Consider the following 18,015-nt stretch of genomic DNA (forward strand, 5'->3'; position numbering starts at 1 on the left):
GCAAGCATGTCGGTATGCACAAGGGAGAACCGAGAGTGGACCAGGCCGGTCAGGCCAAGGTCGTAGGAAGGTTGGCGCCTTCGCCGACCGGGAGAATGCATCTGGGCAATATCTATGCATGTCTGGCGGCCTGGCTCGGTGTCAGGTCGCAAGGGCCTGGCGGGGTTCTGCGGCTTCGCATAGAAGATATAGATACGCCACGGGTGGTCAAGGATGCTGATCGCTGGATTATGGACGACCTCGCCTGGCTGGGATTGGATTGGGACGGCGAGGTGGTCTACCAGTCTCAGCGCGCCGATGCCTACAGCCAGGCATTGAAACTGCTGGAATCGCGGCAATTGGTGGACGGGCAGCCGCTGATTTATCCCTGCTTCTGCTCCCGTGCCGACATCCGCGCGGCATCGGCGCCGAATGAAGGCGACGGGTTCATTGTCTATCCCGGCACCTGCCGAGGACTTTCCCCTCAGATCGTCAGTGAAAGGCTGGCCCGGGCGCAGCGGCACAGCCTGCGAATCGCGGTCCCTGATCAGCCCGACGAGTCGGATGTCATCTGTCGCTTCGACGATCTGATCTTTGGCCCACAGTCCTTCAATCTGCCCAGGCAGGTCGGTGATGTGGTCGTCAGACGTTCGGATGGTTTGGTTTCCTACCAGCTGGCGGTGACGGTGGATGACCTGGCCATGGGTGTTAACCAGATTGTGCGGGGAAGGGACCTGCTAAGGTCAACAGCCATTCAGATGTGGATTCGGAATCATCTTCAGCCGAAGGCTCCTCGCGTTCAGTATGCCCATTTGCCTCTGATCGATGGCGTGGATGGCAGGAGGATGTCCAAGCGTTTCGGATCGCCGGACCTGGGATCACTGAGAAGAGATGGCTGGTCGGCAAGGCAGGTGCTGGGGGTCTGTGGCTGGCTCCTGGGACTCCTGGACCATCCCAGACCTGCCAGTGCGCAGGAACTGCTGGATGGTTTCACGTGGAACACTCTGGCCGCCGACCGCAGGGACCGACGGCTGGATCTGAGCAAACTGAATGTTGCTGCCGCAAAGCCGAGTCTGTAAGCTCTTCGACCTGAATTTCGTCGTTGATTCCCTCCTTCTGCTTTCTTCCGGGCTTGTGGGATTGCCGGTATGAGCCACTGGCTACCATGGCCTCAGTCAAGGCTTCCGGATTTTTAAGGAGGTAGCGGGTCATGGTCGCCTATATGGACCACAAGGATCTGGGCAATCGGCAGGTCAGCCAGGAACGGGCCAGGCAGATTGCGGATGGTGTCAAGCGCGTGGCTGAAAGGATCGCCAAAGCGGAGGACTCCGCCGGTCGAAAAGAGGGCTCGGTAACCCTGCTGGCGGCCACCAAGACCCGCGATGTGGGCGAGATCATGGCAGCCATTGATGCAGGGGTGCGTCGGATCGGCGAGAACCGTCCCCAGGAGGTCACCGCCAAGGCCCAGGGATTGCTGGAGCTCTGTCGGGACAGGAAGCTGGCTCTTGGCACAGAAGCTATAGACAGTGATTCATCAAGCGCCGGCATCGGCTTCCACCTTATTGGGCAACTTCAATCCAACAAGATCAATAAGATCCTGCCATATGTAGACACGGTAGAGTCGGTCGACGGGCTCTCGCTGGCCCGGAAGCTGGCCACGCGGGCACTGGCTGTGGGCAGAACGGTGGGCATACTCCTGGAGGTCAATGAGTCCGGCGAGCAGGCCAAGTCGGGATGCGCTCCAGACCAGGCCCTGGATCTGGCTTATGAACTGGCTGCTATGGAGGGAATCCGGCTTAAGGGCCTGATGACCGTCGGTGCACATGTGGACGACGAGGCTGTCATCAGGAGCGGATTCGCCCATCTGCGCGGTCTGCGCGACCGTATCAGGGATTCTGGGGAGCCGGGCACCGACACCTGCGCCATGCTGTCCATGGGAATGACCGGAGACATGGAGTATGCGGTGGCTGAGGGGTCGACCGAGGTTCGTGTAGGCACAGCCATTTTCGGCCCAAGGGCTTTTATCTGACCAGCCACCATCTGTTTGGGAACCCGATTCTGTCAAGAGGCCCGGTCTGGGGCTAGACTGTGCCCTATGAGAATCGCGCGTTTTTCCTACAAGGACACCCCACGATACGCCTTCGTGCAAACCGACAAGCAGGACGGCAAGGATTATCTGGTCGAGCTGAGCGGCTACCCCCTGACCGGTCAGCAGGTCGAACCCACCGGCAAGCGTTACCCCCTGGACGACGAGGATGTGCGGCTGTTGGCCCCGGTCATCCCCTCCAAGATCTACGGGGCGGCCAAGAACTACCGCGCCCATGCCGCCTACATGGCTGAGCATGGCCAGTCCTCGAACCCGGAGCCACCGGAGAAGCTCATGCTCTTCATGAAGCCCTCCACCTCGGTCATCGGTCCTGACGACCCCATCGTCAAGCCCTCTTACAGCAAGGACATGAATTACGAGCCCGAAGTAGCCGTTGTCATAGGCAGGATGGCCCGGAAGGTGAGCGTCAACGAGGCCATGGACTATGTGCTGGGCTACACCTGTGTCAATGACGTAACCCTGCGCGACCTGCAGAAGAACGACCCCATGTGGACCCGTTGCAAGGGCTTTGACACCGCCTGCCCCCTCGGGCCCTGGATCGAGACCGACCTGGACTATCGGGATGCGAAGATCTCCTTCAGGCTCAACGGGGAAGAGGTGCCTGAGGCCAGCGGCACCACCGCCAACCTGATCCATTCCATCCCTGAACAGATCGCCTTCATCTCCAGCTTCGCCACCCTGCTGCCCGGCGATGTCATCATGACCGGTACCCCTAACGCCACAGGTTCGTTGAAGAACCGTGATGAGGCCACGGTCCAGGTGGAGGGAATCGGATACCTGCGCAACGTGGTCATCGATGAGTAGCAAATAACAGGAACAAAGCAAGGTAAAACTTGAGTCGTTTAGGCTCAAGTTTGGGAATAGGTATCCTCCTTTCGCTGTTGTAGAAGACAGATGAACCCGTGACGAGGCCGGGTGAATGATTCGGCTGGCCCCGCCAAGAATGTTGGAGGATGCTCTATGAACGAAAACTTCACCACCATGGCTCAGCAGGCCATCGGCGATGCCATCCAGTCGGCCTCGGCGGCCGGCAACCCCCAGGTGGATGTGCTCCACCTGCTGGACTCCCTGCTGCGTCAGCAGTCCGGCGTAGTTCCCGGACTGATTCAGGCAGCCGGTGGTGACAGTCAGCGGGTCGGAGCCGAGGTCCGTCAGGCCCTGGTGGCTCTGCCGTCAGCCAGCGGATCCACGGCTTCGCAGCCCGATGCCAGCCGTCAGCTCAGCATGGCCCTGGCTCAGGCCGAGAAGGAAATGCAGGCCATGGGGGACGAATACGTTTCCACCGAGCACCTGCTCATCGCCATCGCCCAGGGTCCCTCGCAGGCCGCCGATATCCTGAACCGGAACGGCCTGCAGGCCGACACCCTGCGCAAGGCCGTGCCCCAGGTGCGCGGTGGCGCCAAGGTGACCAGCCCGGATGCCGAGGGCACCTACAAGGCCCTGGAGAAGTATTCCACCGATCTGACCGCCCAGGCCAAGGAGGGCAAGCTGGACCCGGTCATCGGCAGGGATCAGGAGATTCGTCGTGTCATGCAGATACTGTCCCGGCGGACCAAGAACAACCCGGTCCTCATCGGCGAGCCCGGTGTGGGCAAGACCGCTGTGGTCGAAGGTCTGGCCGAGCGTATCGTGGCCGGCGACGTACCCACAACCCTGCAGGGTAAGAGGCTGATTTCCCTGGATCTGAGCTCCATGGTGGCTGGCAGCAAGTACCGTGGCGAATTCGAGGAGCGCCTCAAGGCTGTCCTCAACGAGATCAAGAGCGCCAACGGTCAGGTCATCACCTTCATCGACGAGATCCACACCATCGTCGGGGCGGGTGCCGCCGAAGGGTCCATGGACGCAGGCAACATGCTCAAGCCCATGCTGGCCAGGGGCGAACTGCGCCTGATCGGCGCCACCACCTTGGATGAATACCGCGAGAACATCGAGAAGGATCCGGCTCTGGAGCGCCGCTTCCAGCAGGTCTTCGTAGGCGAGCCCTCCGTGGAGGACACCGTGGCCATCCTGCGTGGTCTCAAGCAGCGTTACGAGGCTCACCACAAGGTGACCATCGGGGATGATGCCCTGGTGGCTGCGGCCACGCTGTCCAACCGGTACATCTCTGGTCGTCAGCTGCCCGACAAGGCCATCGACCTGGTTGACGAGGCCGCTGCCCACCTGCGGATGGAGCTGGACTCCCAGCCTGAGGAGATCGACGAGCTTCAACGCCGCGTCACCCGTCTGGAGATGGAGGAGATGCAGCTGAAGAAGGCCGATGACCCCGCCTCCAAGGACCGTCTGAGCAAACTGCAGGCCGAGCTGGCGGACTCCCGCGAGAAGCTGGGTGGTCTCAAGGCCCGCTGGGAGAACGAGAAGGCCGGCCACAACAAGGTCGGCGACCTGCGCGCCCAGCTGGATGCCAAGCGGGTCGAGGCCGACAAGGCCACTCGTGAGGGCGACCTGGAGAAGGCCTCCCGCATTCTCTACGGGGAGATCCCCGGCATTCGCAAGCAGCTGGCCCAGGCGGAGAACGCGGCCGAGCAGGCCAAGAACGCCGCCAATGATGCGGGTCCCGATGGAGCTGACATCGCCGGCGGTCCGGCCCAGGAGCCCATGGTTCCTGACCATGTGGATGCGGATTCCGTCGCTGAGATCGTCTCTGATTGGACCGGCATCCCTGTGGGACGGCTCATGGAGGGCGAGAACGAGAAGCTCCTGCATATGGAGGACTACCTGGGCAAGCGGGTGGTCGGCCAGCAGGAGGCCATCCATGCAGTCTCCGACGCGGTCCGGCGCTCGCGTGCCGGCATTGCCGACCCTGACAGGCCCACTGGATCCTTCATGTTCCTGGGCCCCACTGGCGTGGGCAAGACGGAGCTGGCCAAGGCCCTGGCCGACTTCCTCTTCGACGACGAGAAGGCCATGGTCCGCATCGACATGTCAGAGTATATGGAGAAGGCCTCGGTCTCCCGCCTGATCGGCGCCGCCCCCGGCTATGTGGGCTACGAGGAGGGCGGACAGCTGACCGAGGCCGTGCGTAGGCGGCCCTACTCGGTGGTCCTCTTCGACGAGGTGGAGAAGGCCAACCCCGAGGTCTTCGACCTGCTCCTGCAGGTTCTGGACGACGGCAGGCTGACCGATGGCCAGGGCAGGACGGTGGACTTCAAGAACACCATCCTGATCATGACCTCCAACCTGGGCTCGCAGTTCCTGGTCCGGGACGACCTGGATGAGGAGGCCAAGCGCAAGGCCGTTATGGACGCGGTGCACGCCAACTTCAAGCCCGAGTTCATCAACCGGCTGGACGATCTTGTCATCTTCCATCCGCTGACCCGCGACGAGCTGGGTTCCATTGTGGACATCCAGGTCAAGCAGGTGGCCCAGCGGTTGACCGACCGGCGCATCACCCTTGATGTCACCGACTCCGCTAGGGAGTGGCTGGCCAACATGGGCTACGATCCGGCCTTCGGCGCTCGTCCCCTGCGTCGTCTGGTCCAGACCGAGGTGGGCGATCAGCTGGCCAGGATGCTGCTGGCTGGCAAGGTCCACGACGGCGACACGGTCCTGGTTGACCAGACCGGTGGCGACCACCTGGAATTGACCGCTTGGCCCACTGAGAATCTGGTCGATGACTCGGTCACGGTCGACGATGTGACTGCTGATGGCGATGCCGATGCCGGCGATGGCGGACGCGATGGTGGTCGTGGCCGTCATGCCGCGCGGGGCGACGATCAGGATCAGACCCAACCTCGCTGAGATCAGTTGGGGTCGGCGTCGGGAGTGATTCCCGGATGCCGACCCCAATTTGCATCCTATGGTTTTTGCCGATTCAATCCATGGCTGCAGCCGGGTCCTTGCCCTCTTGCATGGACTCCCACTGGCTGTCGACGATGATCTGAGGGCGCCGTGCAGCGACTGTCGGAAGCTGGTCCGTGTCGATCAGGGCGAGGTGCAGCCAGCGACGGCGCAGGTGCCGCAGCCGGTGCAGACGACGAACGTTGAGCATGGCCAGGATGGTGGATAGGGCCCCTGTTACTGCTGCGATCATGGGGTTGAGCATCCAGCCCAGGAAAGGTTGGCAGATTCCGGTGGCAATCACCAGGGCGATGATGTTGTAGATGGTGGACCAGGTCAGGTTCTGCCTGATGACCCGGGTGGTGGCTCGGCTCAGTTCTATGGCCCTGCTGGTCCCGTCCAGGTCGCCCTGGTGCAGGATCAGGTCCGGTTGCGGCAGAGCGATGTCGTCTGCGGCGTCGTCCGTGTCAGCCTGGAGTTTTGGACCCAACGTGATGCCCACCTGTGCTCTGTCCGTCAGCCCGGGATCCGCTGTGGTCCCAGCCGCCAGAGCCACCAGGCTGGTTCGTCCCTGCTTTGCGGCGGAGGCGGTGTCTTGACCGGTCCGGTCCGCTGGGATGCCTCTGCTGGTCCGGGTCAGGTCGTGATTGAGCCGATCCATGCACTCGCGCTTGCGCTCGGGGGTCAGCCGGGTGATCAGCATATCCACACCCGCCTGACGGGCTGCTCGCTCAATCCTGTCGTCCGGCTGTCGGCTCCCATCCAGGATCAGGCTGCGTACCCGCAGGGAACGTAGATGGGTGGCGGTCCGGGTCAGGGATTCCGCGTTGACCCCCTGGCCCTCCGAGTCGCCGGGATTCAGCAGAGAGGAGTCGTCCAGGATCAGGCTGCGTACCCGGCCCAGGTGGTTCATGGCCCGTGGCGAGGTGAAGAGCAGACCATGGGCCAGGCCCGTCTCCAGGCTGGTTCGGAAGGCCATGGGGATGGTCATGGCTGCGACGGCGGGGCAGGCGATGGTCAGCACACAGACTGCATTGCCTACGGCGTGGGCCAGGTGGGGTTGCGGTCCCAGCATGAGCCAGAGCATGAAGGTCCAGACAGCCAGAATCATGATCAGGGCGATGGCTGTATGGACGATCCGATCCATCCTGCGCATGGCGGGGGATCGTTCAATCAGGGCCTGGGGAATGATTTTCGTGAGCCTGGCTGCATAGGTGTTGTCGCCGGCAGCATCCACGCGGATGGACAGTCGGCCCTCCAGGACCTTGCTGGAGGCCAGGATTCGGTCGCCGGGTCCGCATGGCCGGGGTCTGTCACCGCCTGTCAACTCGCTGTCGTCCACCAGGGCCGACCCTGACTCCACAACCCCATCGGCGGCTGGGCGCTCTCCTGTGCGTACCAGGAGCAGATCGCCTGGGCGGATCCGGTCACGTGCACGGATTTGGGCGGGAACCGTCTGCGGATGTTCGGAATCGGCCACCAGACCTGAGGCTGGACGGATCTCTGTCAGGTGGTTCAAGGAGGCCACCAGGGAGGCTTCCATTCTGGTGCCGATGACCCGGGCCAGTAAGAGGAGGGTGATGACCACGCCGACCAGATCGAAGTAGGGGGATCGGGAGCCCTCAGGCAGCAGGGACCCGGCCAGGCAGGTGGCAAGGCTGTACAGGTAGGCCAGGCTTGTGGCCAGCATGGCCAGAAGATCGGGGCTGCAGCGGTGCTCGGTCATGGCCGTCCACCCGTCCATGAGTATTCCGCGGCCGCAGTAGAAGATGACCGGGGTTATCAGAATGGCCTGGACCCAGGGGCTGGTCAGCCAGGAGGGAATCAGATCGGGGCCGAAGCGGTCGAACAGATCCAGAACCAGAACGGGCGCGGTCAGCAGGGCACTTACGATGGTCGGCCTGAGCAGACGGTGGCTGCGGGAGTCCAGATCGGCCCCCCATTTGCCCCAGTCCTCGGGATCGCGCCAGGAGCGGTTGGTCGGGGAGTCCGCGGCTGCATCCTGGTCGCTGGTGTGGGCCGACGGCATAAGGAAGTACCAGATGATCAGCCAGGTGACCGCACAGGCCACGACCAGATCGGCTATCGCCAGGAAGATATCGATACCCACGGATCTCCTTCGGTCTTGCTCCAACCCCTTGATATTTCCTATTCTGCCCTTTATTGCGGTCCGGCACCGGTCTTAAGGCCGATTCCTTGCGGAAAAAACGAATTCTCCAATTATCACCGGCAGCCTGCCGCGCCGATCTGGTTTCCGGGTCCAGTGCAGGAGGTTTACTAGAACATATGTTCGATTCTACGTCATCGGTGGTCATGGTGGTGCTTCTCCTGCTGATCGGTATAGTCCTGGGAGGACTGGCCGGATATGTGCTGGGTCGCGCCCAGGGTCGAAGGGCCGTCGGCATGGGGTCCGACGGCCAGGTGGATGAGCTGCGCTCGCAGCTGGATCAGGCCCAGGAACGGCTCCATGGATCCGATGCGGCTCTGGTGGAGGCACGGACCAAGGTGGACGGCCTGAACCGCGAGCTCTCCTTTGTCAAGTCCCAGCTGGCCCAAGCCCAGCAGGCCGAGCAGATCAGAATCGAGCAGGAGCGCCGCCGTGCACAGGCTCAGGAAGAGGAGAAGCGGCGCAGGCAGGCTCAGAATCTCGAGGAGGAGAGCAAGGTGCTCTCGGCTCTGGCCCCAGTGCAGAAGAATCTGGACGCCCTCCAGCACAAGGTGGCCCAGATCGAGGAGGGCCGCAAGCAGGAGATGGGCTCCCTGGGGCAGCAGCTGAAGAGTCTGGGCGAGCAGCAGGGGAGACTGGACAAGGAGACCAGCTCTTTGGCTTCGGCCCTGCGCAACAACAAGGTACGCGGCGCCTGGGGCGAGGCTCAGCTCAGGAATATTGTCGAGTCTGCTGGGCTCTTGGAGCATGTCGACTTCGACACCCAGGTTGTGGTCACCGCCTCGGATGGCCGCGTTCTGCGTCCCGACATGGTGGTTCATCTACCCGGCGGCAAGACCATTCCTATCGATGCAAAGGCTCCCTATTCCGACTATCAGCGGGCCTGCGAGATCCCCGACGCCGCTTCCGATGACGAACTGCACCGTCGTGACGAGCTGCTCAAGGCGCATGCCCGGGCCCTGCGCGAGCACGTCAAGGCCCTGGCCGACAAGGAGTATTGGAACGCCTTCGATACGGCCCCGGACTTTGTGGTGGCCTTCATCCCCAACGACTCCCTTCTGCAAGCCGCCCTGGAGGTGGATCCCACCCTGATGGACGACGCTTTCGCACAGAAAGTGGCCCTGACCTCGCCGGTGACCCTCTGGGCTGTGCTCAAGTCGGTGGCCTACGCCTGGCAGCAGCAGAACCTGTCCGAGGACGCCCGCACCCTCTTTACGCTCACCCACGAGCTCTATGACCGTTTTGTGGTTCTGGGCGATCGGGCCAACAAACTGGGCCGTTCCATCACCGCCACGGTGACCGCCTACAACAAGTTCGCCTCCTCTTTGGAGTCGCGCGTTCTGGTCACCGCCCGCAAGCTGCAGCAGATGGATCCCTCCAAGGTCATCGATTCGGTCGACATGATCGATTCAGACAAGGGCAATATCAGGGAGCTGACCGCTCCGGAAGTTTTGCCTGACCAAGGGCAGTGAGTGCCGCTTAGGGGCCTCCGGCGCTAGTCTGATAAGCATGAACGAGGCAACGAAGAGACAAGAGGGTTCATCCTTCAGGCCCACCGGGTCGCCTGATCTGGTCGGGCGCAAATCCGACGTGGACCTGCCTGAGCCGGTCGATCAGCTGCGTGAACTCCTGACCCAGGAGATTGGCGGGCGTCCCTTCACCGAGCTGAGCGGGGTTACCTTCCACCACCGCGGGGCCGAACTTGCCGGTCATGTGCTTCTGGACACCCTGGAGGATGCGGGCTATTCAGTCGACGATTTCGATGCGGTCGGGGCCCTGACCGCCGCTGCCGTGCCACTGGCTGATGCCATGCTCCATGCGGCGGCTTCACGCGGTCAGGATCTGGACGCTTTCGTTATGGACTTCGTCTACCCCTCCATCAAAGGCCCCTCCATCGAGGGCAGGCGGGTCATCCTGCTGGATGCCTGGCTGGGCCGGAAATCCTATGTGCAGACCTCGTCCCTGGTTACCTTGGGCAAGAATAACGAACTCAATCTTGACTGCGGGATTATCCAGCGTCAGGGTGCCAAGACGCTGGCCATCGCCTCGCTGGTGGGTGGCCGGACCGATGGCAGCATCCAGGTGGTCGATCCGGTGGACGAATCCCGGCAAAGGCTGCCTTTCATCTGTGCCTACCAGGAGGATCAATTCGTCGGTGCCGCCGATGACTCTCCGGAGCGGTCATGAGGGAGCCTGACCCGGTGACCCGAGCAGCCATGGCCTCAGATGAGCCTGTTTTCCGGGAGGTGGGGGTCGGCCCTTGGCGGGAGGAGCATCCCGAGCGGCCCCTGCCGACGGAGCCGTGCTATGACCCTGAACTGCTGGAGCAGGGGGATCGGCGCAACGTCCTGGACCGGTACCGCTATTGGAGGGTCGAGGCCATTCGGGACGACCTGGATCGCCGGGGTCGCCATGATTTCGAGGTGGCTGTGGAGAACTGGACCCACGATTTCAATATCGGCTCCATGGTCCGAACCGCCAACGCCTTCGCAGCTCGCCGCGTCCATATAGTCGGTCCTCACAAATGGAATCGCAAGGGGTCGTTGATGACCGAGCTCTATCAGCATGTGGTCCACGACCCCGACATAGCAACCATGACGGCCACCCTGCAAGAAGAGGCGGCCGGACAGGGGGAGCCCGCCCCCCGCATAATCGCCATCGACAACGTCCCCGGGGCTATCCCCATGGAGACCTACCGCTTTCCTCGTCGCTGCCTGCTCATGTTCGGCGCCGAGGGGCCGGGGCTGTCCAAGAAGGCCTTGGAGCTGGCCGACGATGTGGTTTACATCTCCCAGTTCGGATCGGTGCGCTCCATCAACGCGGGGGCTGCGGCTGCCGTGGCCATGCACTCCTGGATCTGCCAGCATGCCGGAGTTGCGGGTCAGTCGGACCGGGGGACTCTGCCATGATTGTCGTCGACTCGCTGACCAAGCGCTTTGGCTCCCGCAAGGCGCTGAACCGCGTCTCCTTTACGGCCAGGGACGGTCGGGTGACCGGGTTTGTGGGGCCCAAAGGGGCCGGCAAGTCGACAGCACTGCGCATTGCTCTGGGGCTGGTTCGCCCTGACACAGGCAAGGCCCTGTTCGATGGCCAGCCCTTCGTCCGGCTTTCATCGCCCATGCGGACAGCGGGAGCGGTACTGAATCCACGCAACGCCCATCCTGCCTGCAAGGCCAGAGATCACCTGCTGGCCTTGGCTGTGGTCAATGGCATTGATCATCGTCGGGTGGACCAGGTGCTTGAGATGGTCGGTCTGCAATCGGTCGCCGACAGGCCGACGGGATCCCTTTCTCTGGGGATGAGTCAGCGGCTGGCCCTGGCCGCTGCCCTGCTGGGTGAACCGCACAACCTGGTTCTGGATGATCCCCTTGACGGTCTGGATCCGGAGGGAGCCGACCGGGTGAGGGACATCTGGCGCGGCCTTGCCTCGCAGGGCAGGGCGGTCCTCCTAAGCTCCCGTAAGATAAACGAGGTGGCTCAAATCGCCGACGATCTGGTCATCATCGCCAAGGGAAGGGTCCTGGAGAGAACGACAGTGGCCCGATTCATCGGCGAGCACTCCCGGGACTCCATCTATGCGGTAACGCCGCAGCCCGACCAGTTAAGGGCCGCCCTGGCCACGGCTGCCGGAATCAGCATCACCCGTCTGCCGCCAGACGAGAGCTGTCCGCCGGATGCCGCCCGTTTCCGCATCCAGGGCGCGCCCCTGGCTTCGACAGCCTCGATTCTGGCCCAGGAGGGCGTGGTGCTCTACGACTTCCAGCCGGAGAAAGCCTCCTTGGAGCAGGCCTACAAGGACATGATTCACGGCAGAAGGGATGCGCGGCCATGAGTGCCGACAGCGGCCGCCGAGTCCGCCGGAGTCGGCGAGAGGTACCCGCAGGGCCTGATAATGCAACCCCACGGCATGGCTCCGCCTTCACGCGGCTGCGTCGGACTTCGGTGCTGTCCTTCCTGGATTCGCGTCGTCCGTCAGGTCAGCTGACCCTTTTCGGGGCGGTCCGAGGGGAGCTGCGCAAGATGCTCTCCCTACGATCTACCTGGGTCCTCCTCCTGATCGTCATGCTGTTACAGCCATTGAGCGCCGGCCTGATGGCCTGTGCGACCCGGGTCCTGGCTGGCCCGGGTCGGCAGACCAATCACCTTCCGGATCACCTGCTGCCTGCCTCCGGTGACGTTTTCCGGTCGGCCGTCGTTTCGGGCCTGTTCCCGGCCATGATTGTGGCGGGCATTCTGGGGGTTCTGGTCCTTACGCGTGAGTTTTCCGGAGCCACCATTGAGAGCACGCTGACGGCCAATCCTCGTCGGGGCATGGTTCTGACGGCCAAGGGTCTTGCCTTGGCCTTGTTGACTTGGTTGGCGGCACAGGTAGGTCTGTTGCTCGGCTGGATCCTGGCGACCCTGATTCTGCCAGGCAAATCGGGGGCCTTGCCCGCCTACAAGCCCGGGCTTGCCATGATTGATCTGCTGGGCGGTCCGCTCATGCTGGTCCTCTTTGCTTTGACGGGCCTGGGTCTGGGGGCCTTGAGCCGCTCCAAGGCCGGCGGAATCGGCCTGTTTCTGGGACTAATCGTGATTCTGCCATCGATTCTGGGGCTCCTGGGGGGGTTGTTCCCTCATGCCGGCTGGCTGCAGATCCCCCTCAGTCTGACCCCAACCAGCCTGCTGGCCACTTTCCTCTCCGGCCTGGGCCGGGCGACAGAGTCAGGCAGCGGATGGTGGCCCACCTGGTGGCAGTCGGGCCTGATCATGATGGTCTGGACGGCCCTATGCTGTGCTCCGGGAACCCTGGTCTTTCGGCGCGCAGACATCGGTTGACCCTGTCTTCTGCGTGTCATAGAGCACCCATATGATAAGTGGTATGCCAACTTTTACACGTGAAGAGATCAAGCACTTGGGCGATTTGGCCCGGATTGCTTTGACCGATCAGGAGGCTGACCGCCTCAAGGGCGAACTCAACGTGATCGCCGATTCCATTACCAAGGTCCAGGAGGTGGCCGGCGACGACGTGCCCCCCACAGCCAATCCCATTCCTCTGGAGGCCTACCTGCGTCCCGATGAGGCTGAGGAACCACTGACTCAGGAGGCTGCCCTCTCGGGGGCGCCGGTCACTGAATCGGGCATGTTCGTGGCCCCGCGCATTCTGGGTGAGGAGTGAGACGATGAGCGCACAGGAAGAATTGGTCAAGCAATCCGCCTCCGACATGGCCGCACAGCTGCAGTCGGGGCAGGTCTCCAGCCGCGAGCTGGTTCAGGCTCATCTGGATGTGATCGAAGCCGCCGAGCCTAGCATTGATGCGTTTCTGCAGGTCAGCGCCGATCAGGCCCTGGAACAGGCTGACGCCTTCGACCAGCGCCTGGCCAATGAAGGCGCCGAGGGGCTGCCGGAACTGGCCGGCGTCCCCATTGCCATCAAGGACATGATCGTAACCAAGGGCATTCCCACCACAGCAGCCTCCAAGATCCTCGAGGGATGGGTGCCGCCTTACGACGCTACCGTCATCAAGAAGCTCAAGGCCGCAGGGATGCCCATTCTGGGCAAGACCAACCTGGATGAGTTCGCCCAGGGATCCTCCACTGAGCACTCGGCCTTCAAGCCCACACACAATCCCTGGGATACCGAGCGGGTTCCGGGCGGCTCGGGCGGTGGTTCAGCCTCGGCCGTCGGCGCCTTTGAGGCCCCGCTGGCTCTGGGTACCGACACCGGCGGGTCCATTCGCCAGCCCGGATCCCTGACCGGCACCGTGGGCGTCAAACCTACCTACGGCGGCGTCTCCAGGTTCGGGGCCATCGCCATGGCCTCCTCCCTGGATCAGATCGGTCCGGTCTCCAGGACCGTGCTGGATGCGGCCCTGCTGCAGGAGGTCATCGGTGGCTATGACCGCCGAGACTCCACATCAATTCCCAAGCCGGTTCCCCCCCTGGCCCAGGCCGCTCGTCAAGGCCAGAATCGCGATTTGAAGGGCCTCAAGGTGGGGCTGGTCAAGGAGTTGGGCGGCGAGGGCTACCAGCCCGGCGTCGAGGCCCGCTTCAACGAGGCCGTCTCGCTTCTGGAGTCCATGGGCGCCGAGGTGGTCCAGGTCTCCTGCCCGCACTTCCCCTATGCGCTGGCCGCCTACTACATCATCATGCCTTCCGAGGTCTCCTCCAATCTGGCCCGTTACGACGGCATGCGCTACGGACTGCGGGTCATGCCCCCAGAAGGCGTCCCCCAGACGGCTGCCAACATGATGGCCGCCACCCGTGAAGCCGGGTTCGGCGACGAGGTCAAGCGCAGGATCATCCTGGGCATCTACGCCCTGTCCGCCGGGTACTACGATGCCTGGTACGGCTCGGCCCAGAAGGTTCGCACCTTGGTCATCCGCGACTTTGAGAAGGCCTTCGAACAGGCCGACGTCCTGGTCTCGCCGACTTCGCCGACCACGGCCTTCCGCTTTGGCGAGAAGATGGATGACCCGCTGGCCATGTATCTGAATGATGTGGCCACCATTCCGGCCAATCTTGCCGGCACCCCGGCCATGTCGATCCCCGCCGGGCTCAGCGACGACGGGCTGCCTGTCGGCTTCCAGTTCTTCGCCCCCCAGATGCGCGACGAGGTCATGTACCGGCCTGCCGCAGCTCTCGAGGCGGCCCTGGAGGAGCAGTGGGGCGGGCCCATCTCCAAGAAGCTGTCCACCCCCTGGCTGGATGGCCTGGCTCAGGATTCGACCAAGTAGGCATCGGAAGGAAACGGAATCACAATGGCTGAAAAACTTATGAAGTACGCCGATGCCGTGGCCAAGTACGACCCGGTGTTCGGCCTGGAGGTCCATGTCGAGCTCTGCACCAACACCAAGCTCTTCTGCCCGGCCCATATCGAGTTCGGCGGCGAACCCAACACCCAGCTGACCCCGGTCTCCCTGGGCCTGCCCGGCAGCCTGCCTGTGGTCAACAAGACCGCCATCGACTATGCGGTCAAACTGGGCCTGGCCCTGCACTGCAAGGTCAACGAGTGGAGCCAATTCGCCAGGAAGAACTACTTCTACCCGGACATGCCCCGCGACTATCAGATCTCCCAGTACGACAAGCCCCTGAATGGTGAGGGTTACCTGGATGTGGAGCTGGACGACGGCAGCATCTTCCGTGTGCCCATCGAGCGGGCCCATGTGGAGGACGACGCCGGCAAGAACACGCACGTGGGCGGGGCCGATGGCCGCATCGAAGGCGCCGACCACTCCCTGGTGGACTACAACCGTGCCGGTGTCCCCCTGGTCGAGATCGTGACCAAGCCCATTGAGGGTGCCGGAGCGCGTACCCCCGAGGTGGCCGGGGCCTACGTCCGGGCCATCAGAGACATCGTCCGGGCCCTGGGCATCTCCCACGCCCGGATGGAGCAGGGCAACATGCGCGCCGACGTCAACGTCTCCCTGCACGCCGGGCCGGATGCCCCTCTGGGGACCCGGTCGGAGACCAAGAATGTCAACACCTTCAAGGGCATCGAGAAGACCCTGACCTACGAGATCCGCCGTCAGGCCGCCCTGCTGGAGTCCGGTGGGGAGGTGCTGCAGGAAACCCGCCACTGGGACGAGTCCACACAGACCACTGCCGGCGGCCGGGTCAAGACCGATGCCAACGATTACCGCTACTTCCCTGACCCTGACCTGGTCATGGTCCATGTGACCAAGGATCATATCGAAGAGCTCAGGGCCCAGATGCCTGAGATGCCGCGCGAACGTCGCGCCCGCCTCAAGAAGGAGTGGGACTTCACCGACCGGCAGATGCAGGACGCGGTCAACGCCGATGCCGTGGATCTGATCGAGGATACGGTCAAGGCCGGAGCCACGGCTGCCGGAGCCCGCAAGTGGTGGCTGGGCGAGATCTCCCGCGAAGCCAACGCCCGTGGGGTCAGCCTGCAGGAGCTGCCCATCTCGGCTCAGGATGTCGCCGATGTGGAGCAGCTGATCGCTGACGGCAGGCTCAATGACAAGCTGGCCAAGCAGACCGTCTCCGGCGTGTTGGCAGGAGAAGGCAAGCCCGCCGAGGTCGTCAAGAAGCACGGTTATCAGGTGGTTTCGGATGACGGGGCCCTGGACGCAGCCGTCGATCAGGCTCTCAAGGACAACCCGGACATCGTGGCCAAGCTCAAGGGCGGCAATATGAAGCCCATGGGCGCTATTATCGGAGCGGTCATGCGGGCCACCAAGGGTCAGGCCGATGCCAAGGCGGTCAGCAAGATCGTCATGGAGCGCATCGCCAAGTCCTGACCGCGCCCGGTCCGCCGGCCCGGTCCCATCGGGTTCGGACCGGCGGACTGCCTGGCTTCTCATGGTTTTCCCAGGGGCGAGGGATTACAATTGATTGCCATCGCAAGGTGGCGATCATGGAGGTGACGTGATGTCTATGAGCGGCAGGGGCAATGACCGACCGCAAACGCAATCCGAGGGATCCGAAGACGCAGCGAACAGACAGCTGCCCGACCGGATCGAGATTCCCTACATCCGCGGCGAAATGTTGCACCTGCGGCCAGCCGTCATCGCCGATCTGACGGCAATGGACCAGTTGGAGGCCTTCTACAATTCCACCGGAATCACCGGTAAGGGGCCCAGTGCCGAACGAGCTGTGGTCAACGCCTGGGTGCGACGGTCGGTGGCCTGGTCCAAGGGTCTGGCTGCCCGTGATTCGGGCGTGGGCGATCCAGAGTCCCGTCGCACCCTGGCCTGGGCCATGGTCACAGATGCGGATACCGACCAGGACGGCTCGCCCGATGCCGATGCCACCAAGGGAGTCATCGGCATGATCTTCCTGATCGACGTGGACGGCTGGTCCCGTTCGGCCAGGATCCAGGTGGTCCTGGGCAGGCACTTCCGCGGACGCGGCTACTCCCGGGATGCCATGCCCAGAATCATGACCTACGGGTACGCGGCTGCTCCTACAGGGCTGGGCCTGCACCGGATCTGGGTGGCTGTGCCGGAGAAAAACACCCGCTCGATCTCCGTCTATCAGTCCCTGGGATTCATGATCTCGGGCACCTCCCGTGATGCGCTCTGGGACGCCGAGAACGGCAAGTATCAGGATCAGATCGTCATGGATGCCCTGGTCGACGAGTACGATCCCATCCGTTCTTTGAATGCTTTCGGCATGCATGTCATCCGTGAAAATCCCGGTGTGGCCGAAGCCCTTGTTGCACACGGGTACACTGCGGATGAGGATGGCGACATAAGCGGGTCCGAGTCCGGGGAGTCCACTCCGGCATCCCAGAATTCACAGACATCAGGTGACCAAGCCAATCCGTCCCCGAAAAGTAGTTCACATTCAGGGAAACCTGCTGAGGACCATGCAGGCTCCAACAGCAGGACTGACAAGACGGCGGGCCCTGGTCAGACGGACGCCAAGGATGCGGGGGAGAAGTCCGGTTCCGGAGAGCCCGTTGCCGAGCAGTCTGGCGAGGAGCATACAGCGTCGGATTGGGCCTACGGGTCGGCTGAGGCCAAGCGATCCAAGCGCGCCTGGTGGCGTACGCTTGGCCATGGCCGTGATCGCGCGAATGGAGGTAGTCGATGAGCGCTGAGGATCTCGACAACTACGAGACCAATGCCGAATTGGCCTTGTATCGCGAGTACCGGGACGTGATCAAGCTGTTCACCTACGTGGTCGAGACCGAACGGCGGTTCTACCTGGCCAACAAGGTGGACTTCAACGTCCGATCCGCTGGGCAGGACGTCTACTTTGATGTCCGGCTGACCGATGCCTGGGTCTGGGACGTCTACCGGTCCAGCCGGTTCGTCAAGAACGTCCGCATCGTCACTTTCAAGGACGTCAATGTGGAGGAAGTGCAGAAGACGGACATCGATATCCCTGACTCGCTGGGCTAGACAGCTTGTGAGGGCGAGCATCATCACGTTTGTTCCACGCAATGGCGGGAATTCGTGTGGGAAGTCGCTCGGCAGCATCTGACTGGGGACGAGCCGGGTACAGTGGTGATGATTTCATACGGTTTTCAGGAGGT

The 18,015-nt window shown here is 62.9% G+C and carries 15 protein-coding genes; 14 read left to right on the forward strand and 1 reads right to left on the reverse strand.

Annotated elements, in window-relative coordinates:
- Positions 1-14 precede the first annotated feature (14 nt).
- The 4 genes from gluQRS (at position 15) to clpB (ending at position 5,824) form a co-directional block, all read left to right on the forward strand.
- Entirely contained in the window at positions 15-1,058 is a 1,044-nt protein-coding gene (gene gluQRS, locus H3U90_RS04440) for a tRNA glutamyl-Q(34) synthetase GluQRS (RefSeq protein ID WP_198177206.1), read from the forward strand.
- 131 nt (positions 1,059-1,189) lie between these two features.
- Positions 1,190-2,008, forward strand: coding sequence for a YggS family pyridoxal phosphate-dependent enzyme (locus tag H3U90_RS04445; protein WP_198177207.1), 819 nt, complete (start codon positions 1,190-1,192; stop codon positions 2,006-2,008).
- A gap of 66 nt (positions 2,009-2,074) precedes the next feature.
- The gene (locus H3U90_RS04450) at positions 2,075-2,890 is read left to right on the forward strand and encodes a fumarylacetoacetate hydrolase family protein (protein ID WP_198177208.1); all 816 of its coding nucleotides are present in this window, start codon (positions 2,075-2,077) and stop codon (positions 2,888-2,890) included.
- 156 nt (positions 2,891-3,046) lie between these two features.
- Entirely contained in the window at positions 3,047-5,824 is a 2,778-nt protein-coding gene (clpB, locus tag H3U90_RS04455; protein ID WP_045935832.1) for an ATP-dependent chaperone ClpB, read from the forward strand.
- Between the two features lie 73 nt (positions 5,825-5,897).
- Here the strand turns inward: clpB and H3U90_RS04460 are convergent, their stop codons facing one another.
- Positions 5,898-7,973: a P-type ATPase gene (locus H3U90_RS04460; RefSeq protein WP_198177209.1), complete on the reverse strand. Its 2,076-nt coding sequence runs from the start codon at positions 7,971-7,973 to the stop codon at positions 5,898-5,900.
- 176 nt (positions 7,974-8,149) lie between these two features.
- Here H3U90_RS04460 and rmuC point away from each other — a divergent pair, with 176 nt between their 5' ends.
- From rmuC to H3U90_RS04510, 10 genes are all read left to right on the forward strand, one after another.
- Entirely contained in the window at positions 8,150-9,502 is a 1,353-nt protein-coding gene (gene rmuC / locus H3U90_RS04465; RefSeq protein WP_198177210.1) for a DNA recombination protein RmuC, read from the forward strand.
- A 37-nt stretch (positions 9,503-9,539) separates the two neighbouring features.
- The gene (locus H3U90_RS04470; protein ID WP_198177211.1) at positions 9,540-10,217 is read left to right on the forward strand and encodes an orotate phosphoribosyltransferase; all 678 of its coding nucleotides are present in this window, start codon (positions 9,540-9,542) and stop codon (positions 10,215-10,217) included.
- Positions 10,214-10,939, forward strand: coding sequence for a TrmH family RNA methyltransferase (locus H3U90_RS04475; RefSeq protein WP_198177212.1), 726 nt, complete (start codon positions 10,214-10,216; stop codon positions 10,937-10,939). The genes H3U90_RS04470 and H3U90_RS04475 overlap by 4 nt, the downstream gene beginning before the upstream one ends.
- Positions 10,936-11,862 carry an ATP-binding cassette domain-containing protein gene (locus H3U90_RS04480; RefSeq protein WP_198177213.1) on the forward strand — a complete coding sequence of 309 codons (927 nt, stop codon included), beginning with the start codon at positions 10,936-10,938 and terminating at the stop codon, positions 11,860-11,862. Before H3U90_RS04475 ends, H3U90_RS04480 begins: the two co-directional genes overlap by 4 nt.
- Positions 11,859-12,848 carry an ABC transporter permease subunit gene (locus tag H3U90_RS04485; RefSeq protein ID WP_198177214.1) on the forward strand — a complete coding sequence of 330 codons (990 nt, stop codon included), beginning with the start codon at positions 11,859-11,861 and terminating at the stop codon, positions 12,846-12,848. The genes H3U90_RS04480 and H3U90_RS04485 overlap by 4 nt, the downstream gene beginning before the upstream one ends.
- A gap of 43 nt (positions 12,849-12,891) precedes the next feature.
- Positions 12,892-13,188 carry an Asp-tRNA(Asn)/Glu-tRNA(Gln) amidotransferase subunit GatC gene (gene gatC, locus H3U90_RS04490; protein ID WP_015022515.1) on the forward strand — a complete coding sequence of 99 codons (297 nt, stop codon included), beginning with the start codon at positions 12,892-12,894 and terminating at the stop codon, positions 13,186-13,188.
- 4 nt (positions 13,189-13,192) lie between these two features.
- Positions 13,193-14,746 (forward strand): Asp-tRNA(Asn)/Glu-tRNA(Gln) amidotransferase subunit GatA, encoded by a 1,554-nt coding sequence (gene gatA, locus H3U90_RS04495; protein WP_198177215.1) that lies wholly within the window; start codon positions 13,193-13,195, stop codon positions 14,744-14,746.
- 24 nt (positions 14,747-14,770) lie between these two features.
- Entirely contained in the window at positions 14,771-16,273 is a 1,503-nt protein-coding gene (gene gatB / locus H3U90_RS04500) for an Asp-tRNA(Asn)/Glu-tRNA(Gln) amidotransferase subunit GatB (protein WP_198177216.1), read from the forward strand.
- Between the two features lie 136 nt (positions 16,274-16,409).
- Entirely contained in the window at positions 16,410-17,570 is a 1,161-nt protein-coding gene (locus H3U90_RS04505; RefSeq protein ID WP_415873758.1) for a GNAT family N-acetyltransferase, read from the forward strand.
- A complete protein-coding gene (locus tag H3U90_RS04510; RefSeq protein WP_015022511.1) occupies positions 17,567-17,881 on the forward strand; it encodes a DUF2469 domain-containing protein in 315 nt (104 codons plus the stop codon). Before H3U90_RS04505 ends, H3U90_RS04510 begins: the two co-directional genes overlap by 4 nt.
- Positions 17,882-18,015 lie beyond the last annotated feature (134 nt).

It is taken from the genome of Bifidobacterium sp. W8103 (genome assembly GCF_016100775.1).
Lineage (GTDB): Bacteria > Actinomycetota > Actinomycetes > Actinomycetales > Bifidobacteriaceae > Bombiscardovia > Bombiscardovia choladohabitans.

Bases quoted from the DNA above. Each gene is read 5' to 3' on its own strand.
- gluQRS (WP_198177206.1), top strand. From the start codon at position 15: ATGCACAAGGGAGAACCGAGAGTGGACCAGGCCGGTCAGGCCAAGGTC.
- H3U90_RS04445 (WP_198177207.1), top strand. From the start codon at position 1,190: ATGGTCGCCTATATGGACCACAAGGATCTGGGCAATCGGCAGGTCAGC.
- H3U90_RS04450 (WP_198177208.1), top strand. From the start codon at position 2,075: ATGAGAATCGCGCGTTTTTCCTACAAGGACACCCCACGATACGCCTTC.
- clpB (WP_045935832.1), top strand. From the start codon at position 3,047: ATGAACGAAAACTTCACCACCATGGCTCAGCAGGCCATCGGCGATGCC.
- rmuC (WP_198177210.1), top strand. From the start codon at position 8,150: ATGTTCGATTCTACGTCATCGGTGGTCATGGTGGTGCTTCTCCTGCTG.
- H3U90_RS04470 (WP_198177211.1), top strand. From the start codon at position 9,540: ATGAACGAGGCAACGAAGAGACAAGAGGGTTCATCCTTCAGGCCCACC.
- H3U90_RS04475 (WP_198177212.1), top strand. From the start codon at position 10,214: ATGAGGGAGCCTGACCCGGTGACCCGAGCAGCCATGGCCTCAGATGAG.
- H3U90_RS04480 (WP_198177213.1), top strand. From the start codon at position 10,936: ATGATTGTCGTCGACTCGCTGACCAAGCGCTTTGGCTCCCGCAAGGCG.
- H3U90_RS04485 (WP_198177214.1), top strand. From the start codon at position 11,859: ATGAGTGCCGACAGCGGCCGCCGAGTCCGCCGGAGTCGGCGAGAGGTA.
- gatC (WP_015022515.1), top strand. From the start codon at position 12,892: ATGCCAACTTTTACACGTGAAGAGATCAAGCACTTGGGCGATTTGGCC.
- gatA (WP_198177215.1), top strand. From the start codon at position 13,193: ATGAGCGCACAGGAAGAATTGGTCAAGCAATCCGCCTCCGACATGGCC.
- gatB (WP_198177216.1), top strand. From the start codon at position 14,771: ATGGCTGAAAAACTTATGAAGTACGCCGATGCCGTGGCCAAGTACGAC.
- H3U90_RS04505 (WP_415873758.1), top strand. From the start codon at position 16,410: ATGAGCGGCAGGGGCAATGACCGACCGCAAACGCAATCCGAGGGATCC.
- H3U90_RS04510 (WP_015022511.1), top strand. From the start codon at position 17,567: ATGAGCGCTGAGGATCTCGACAACTACGAGACCAATGCCGAATTGGCC.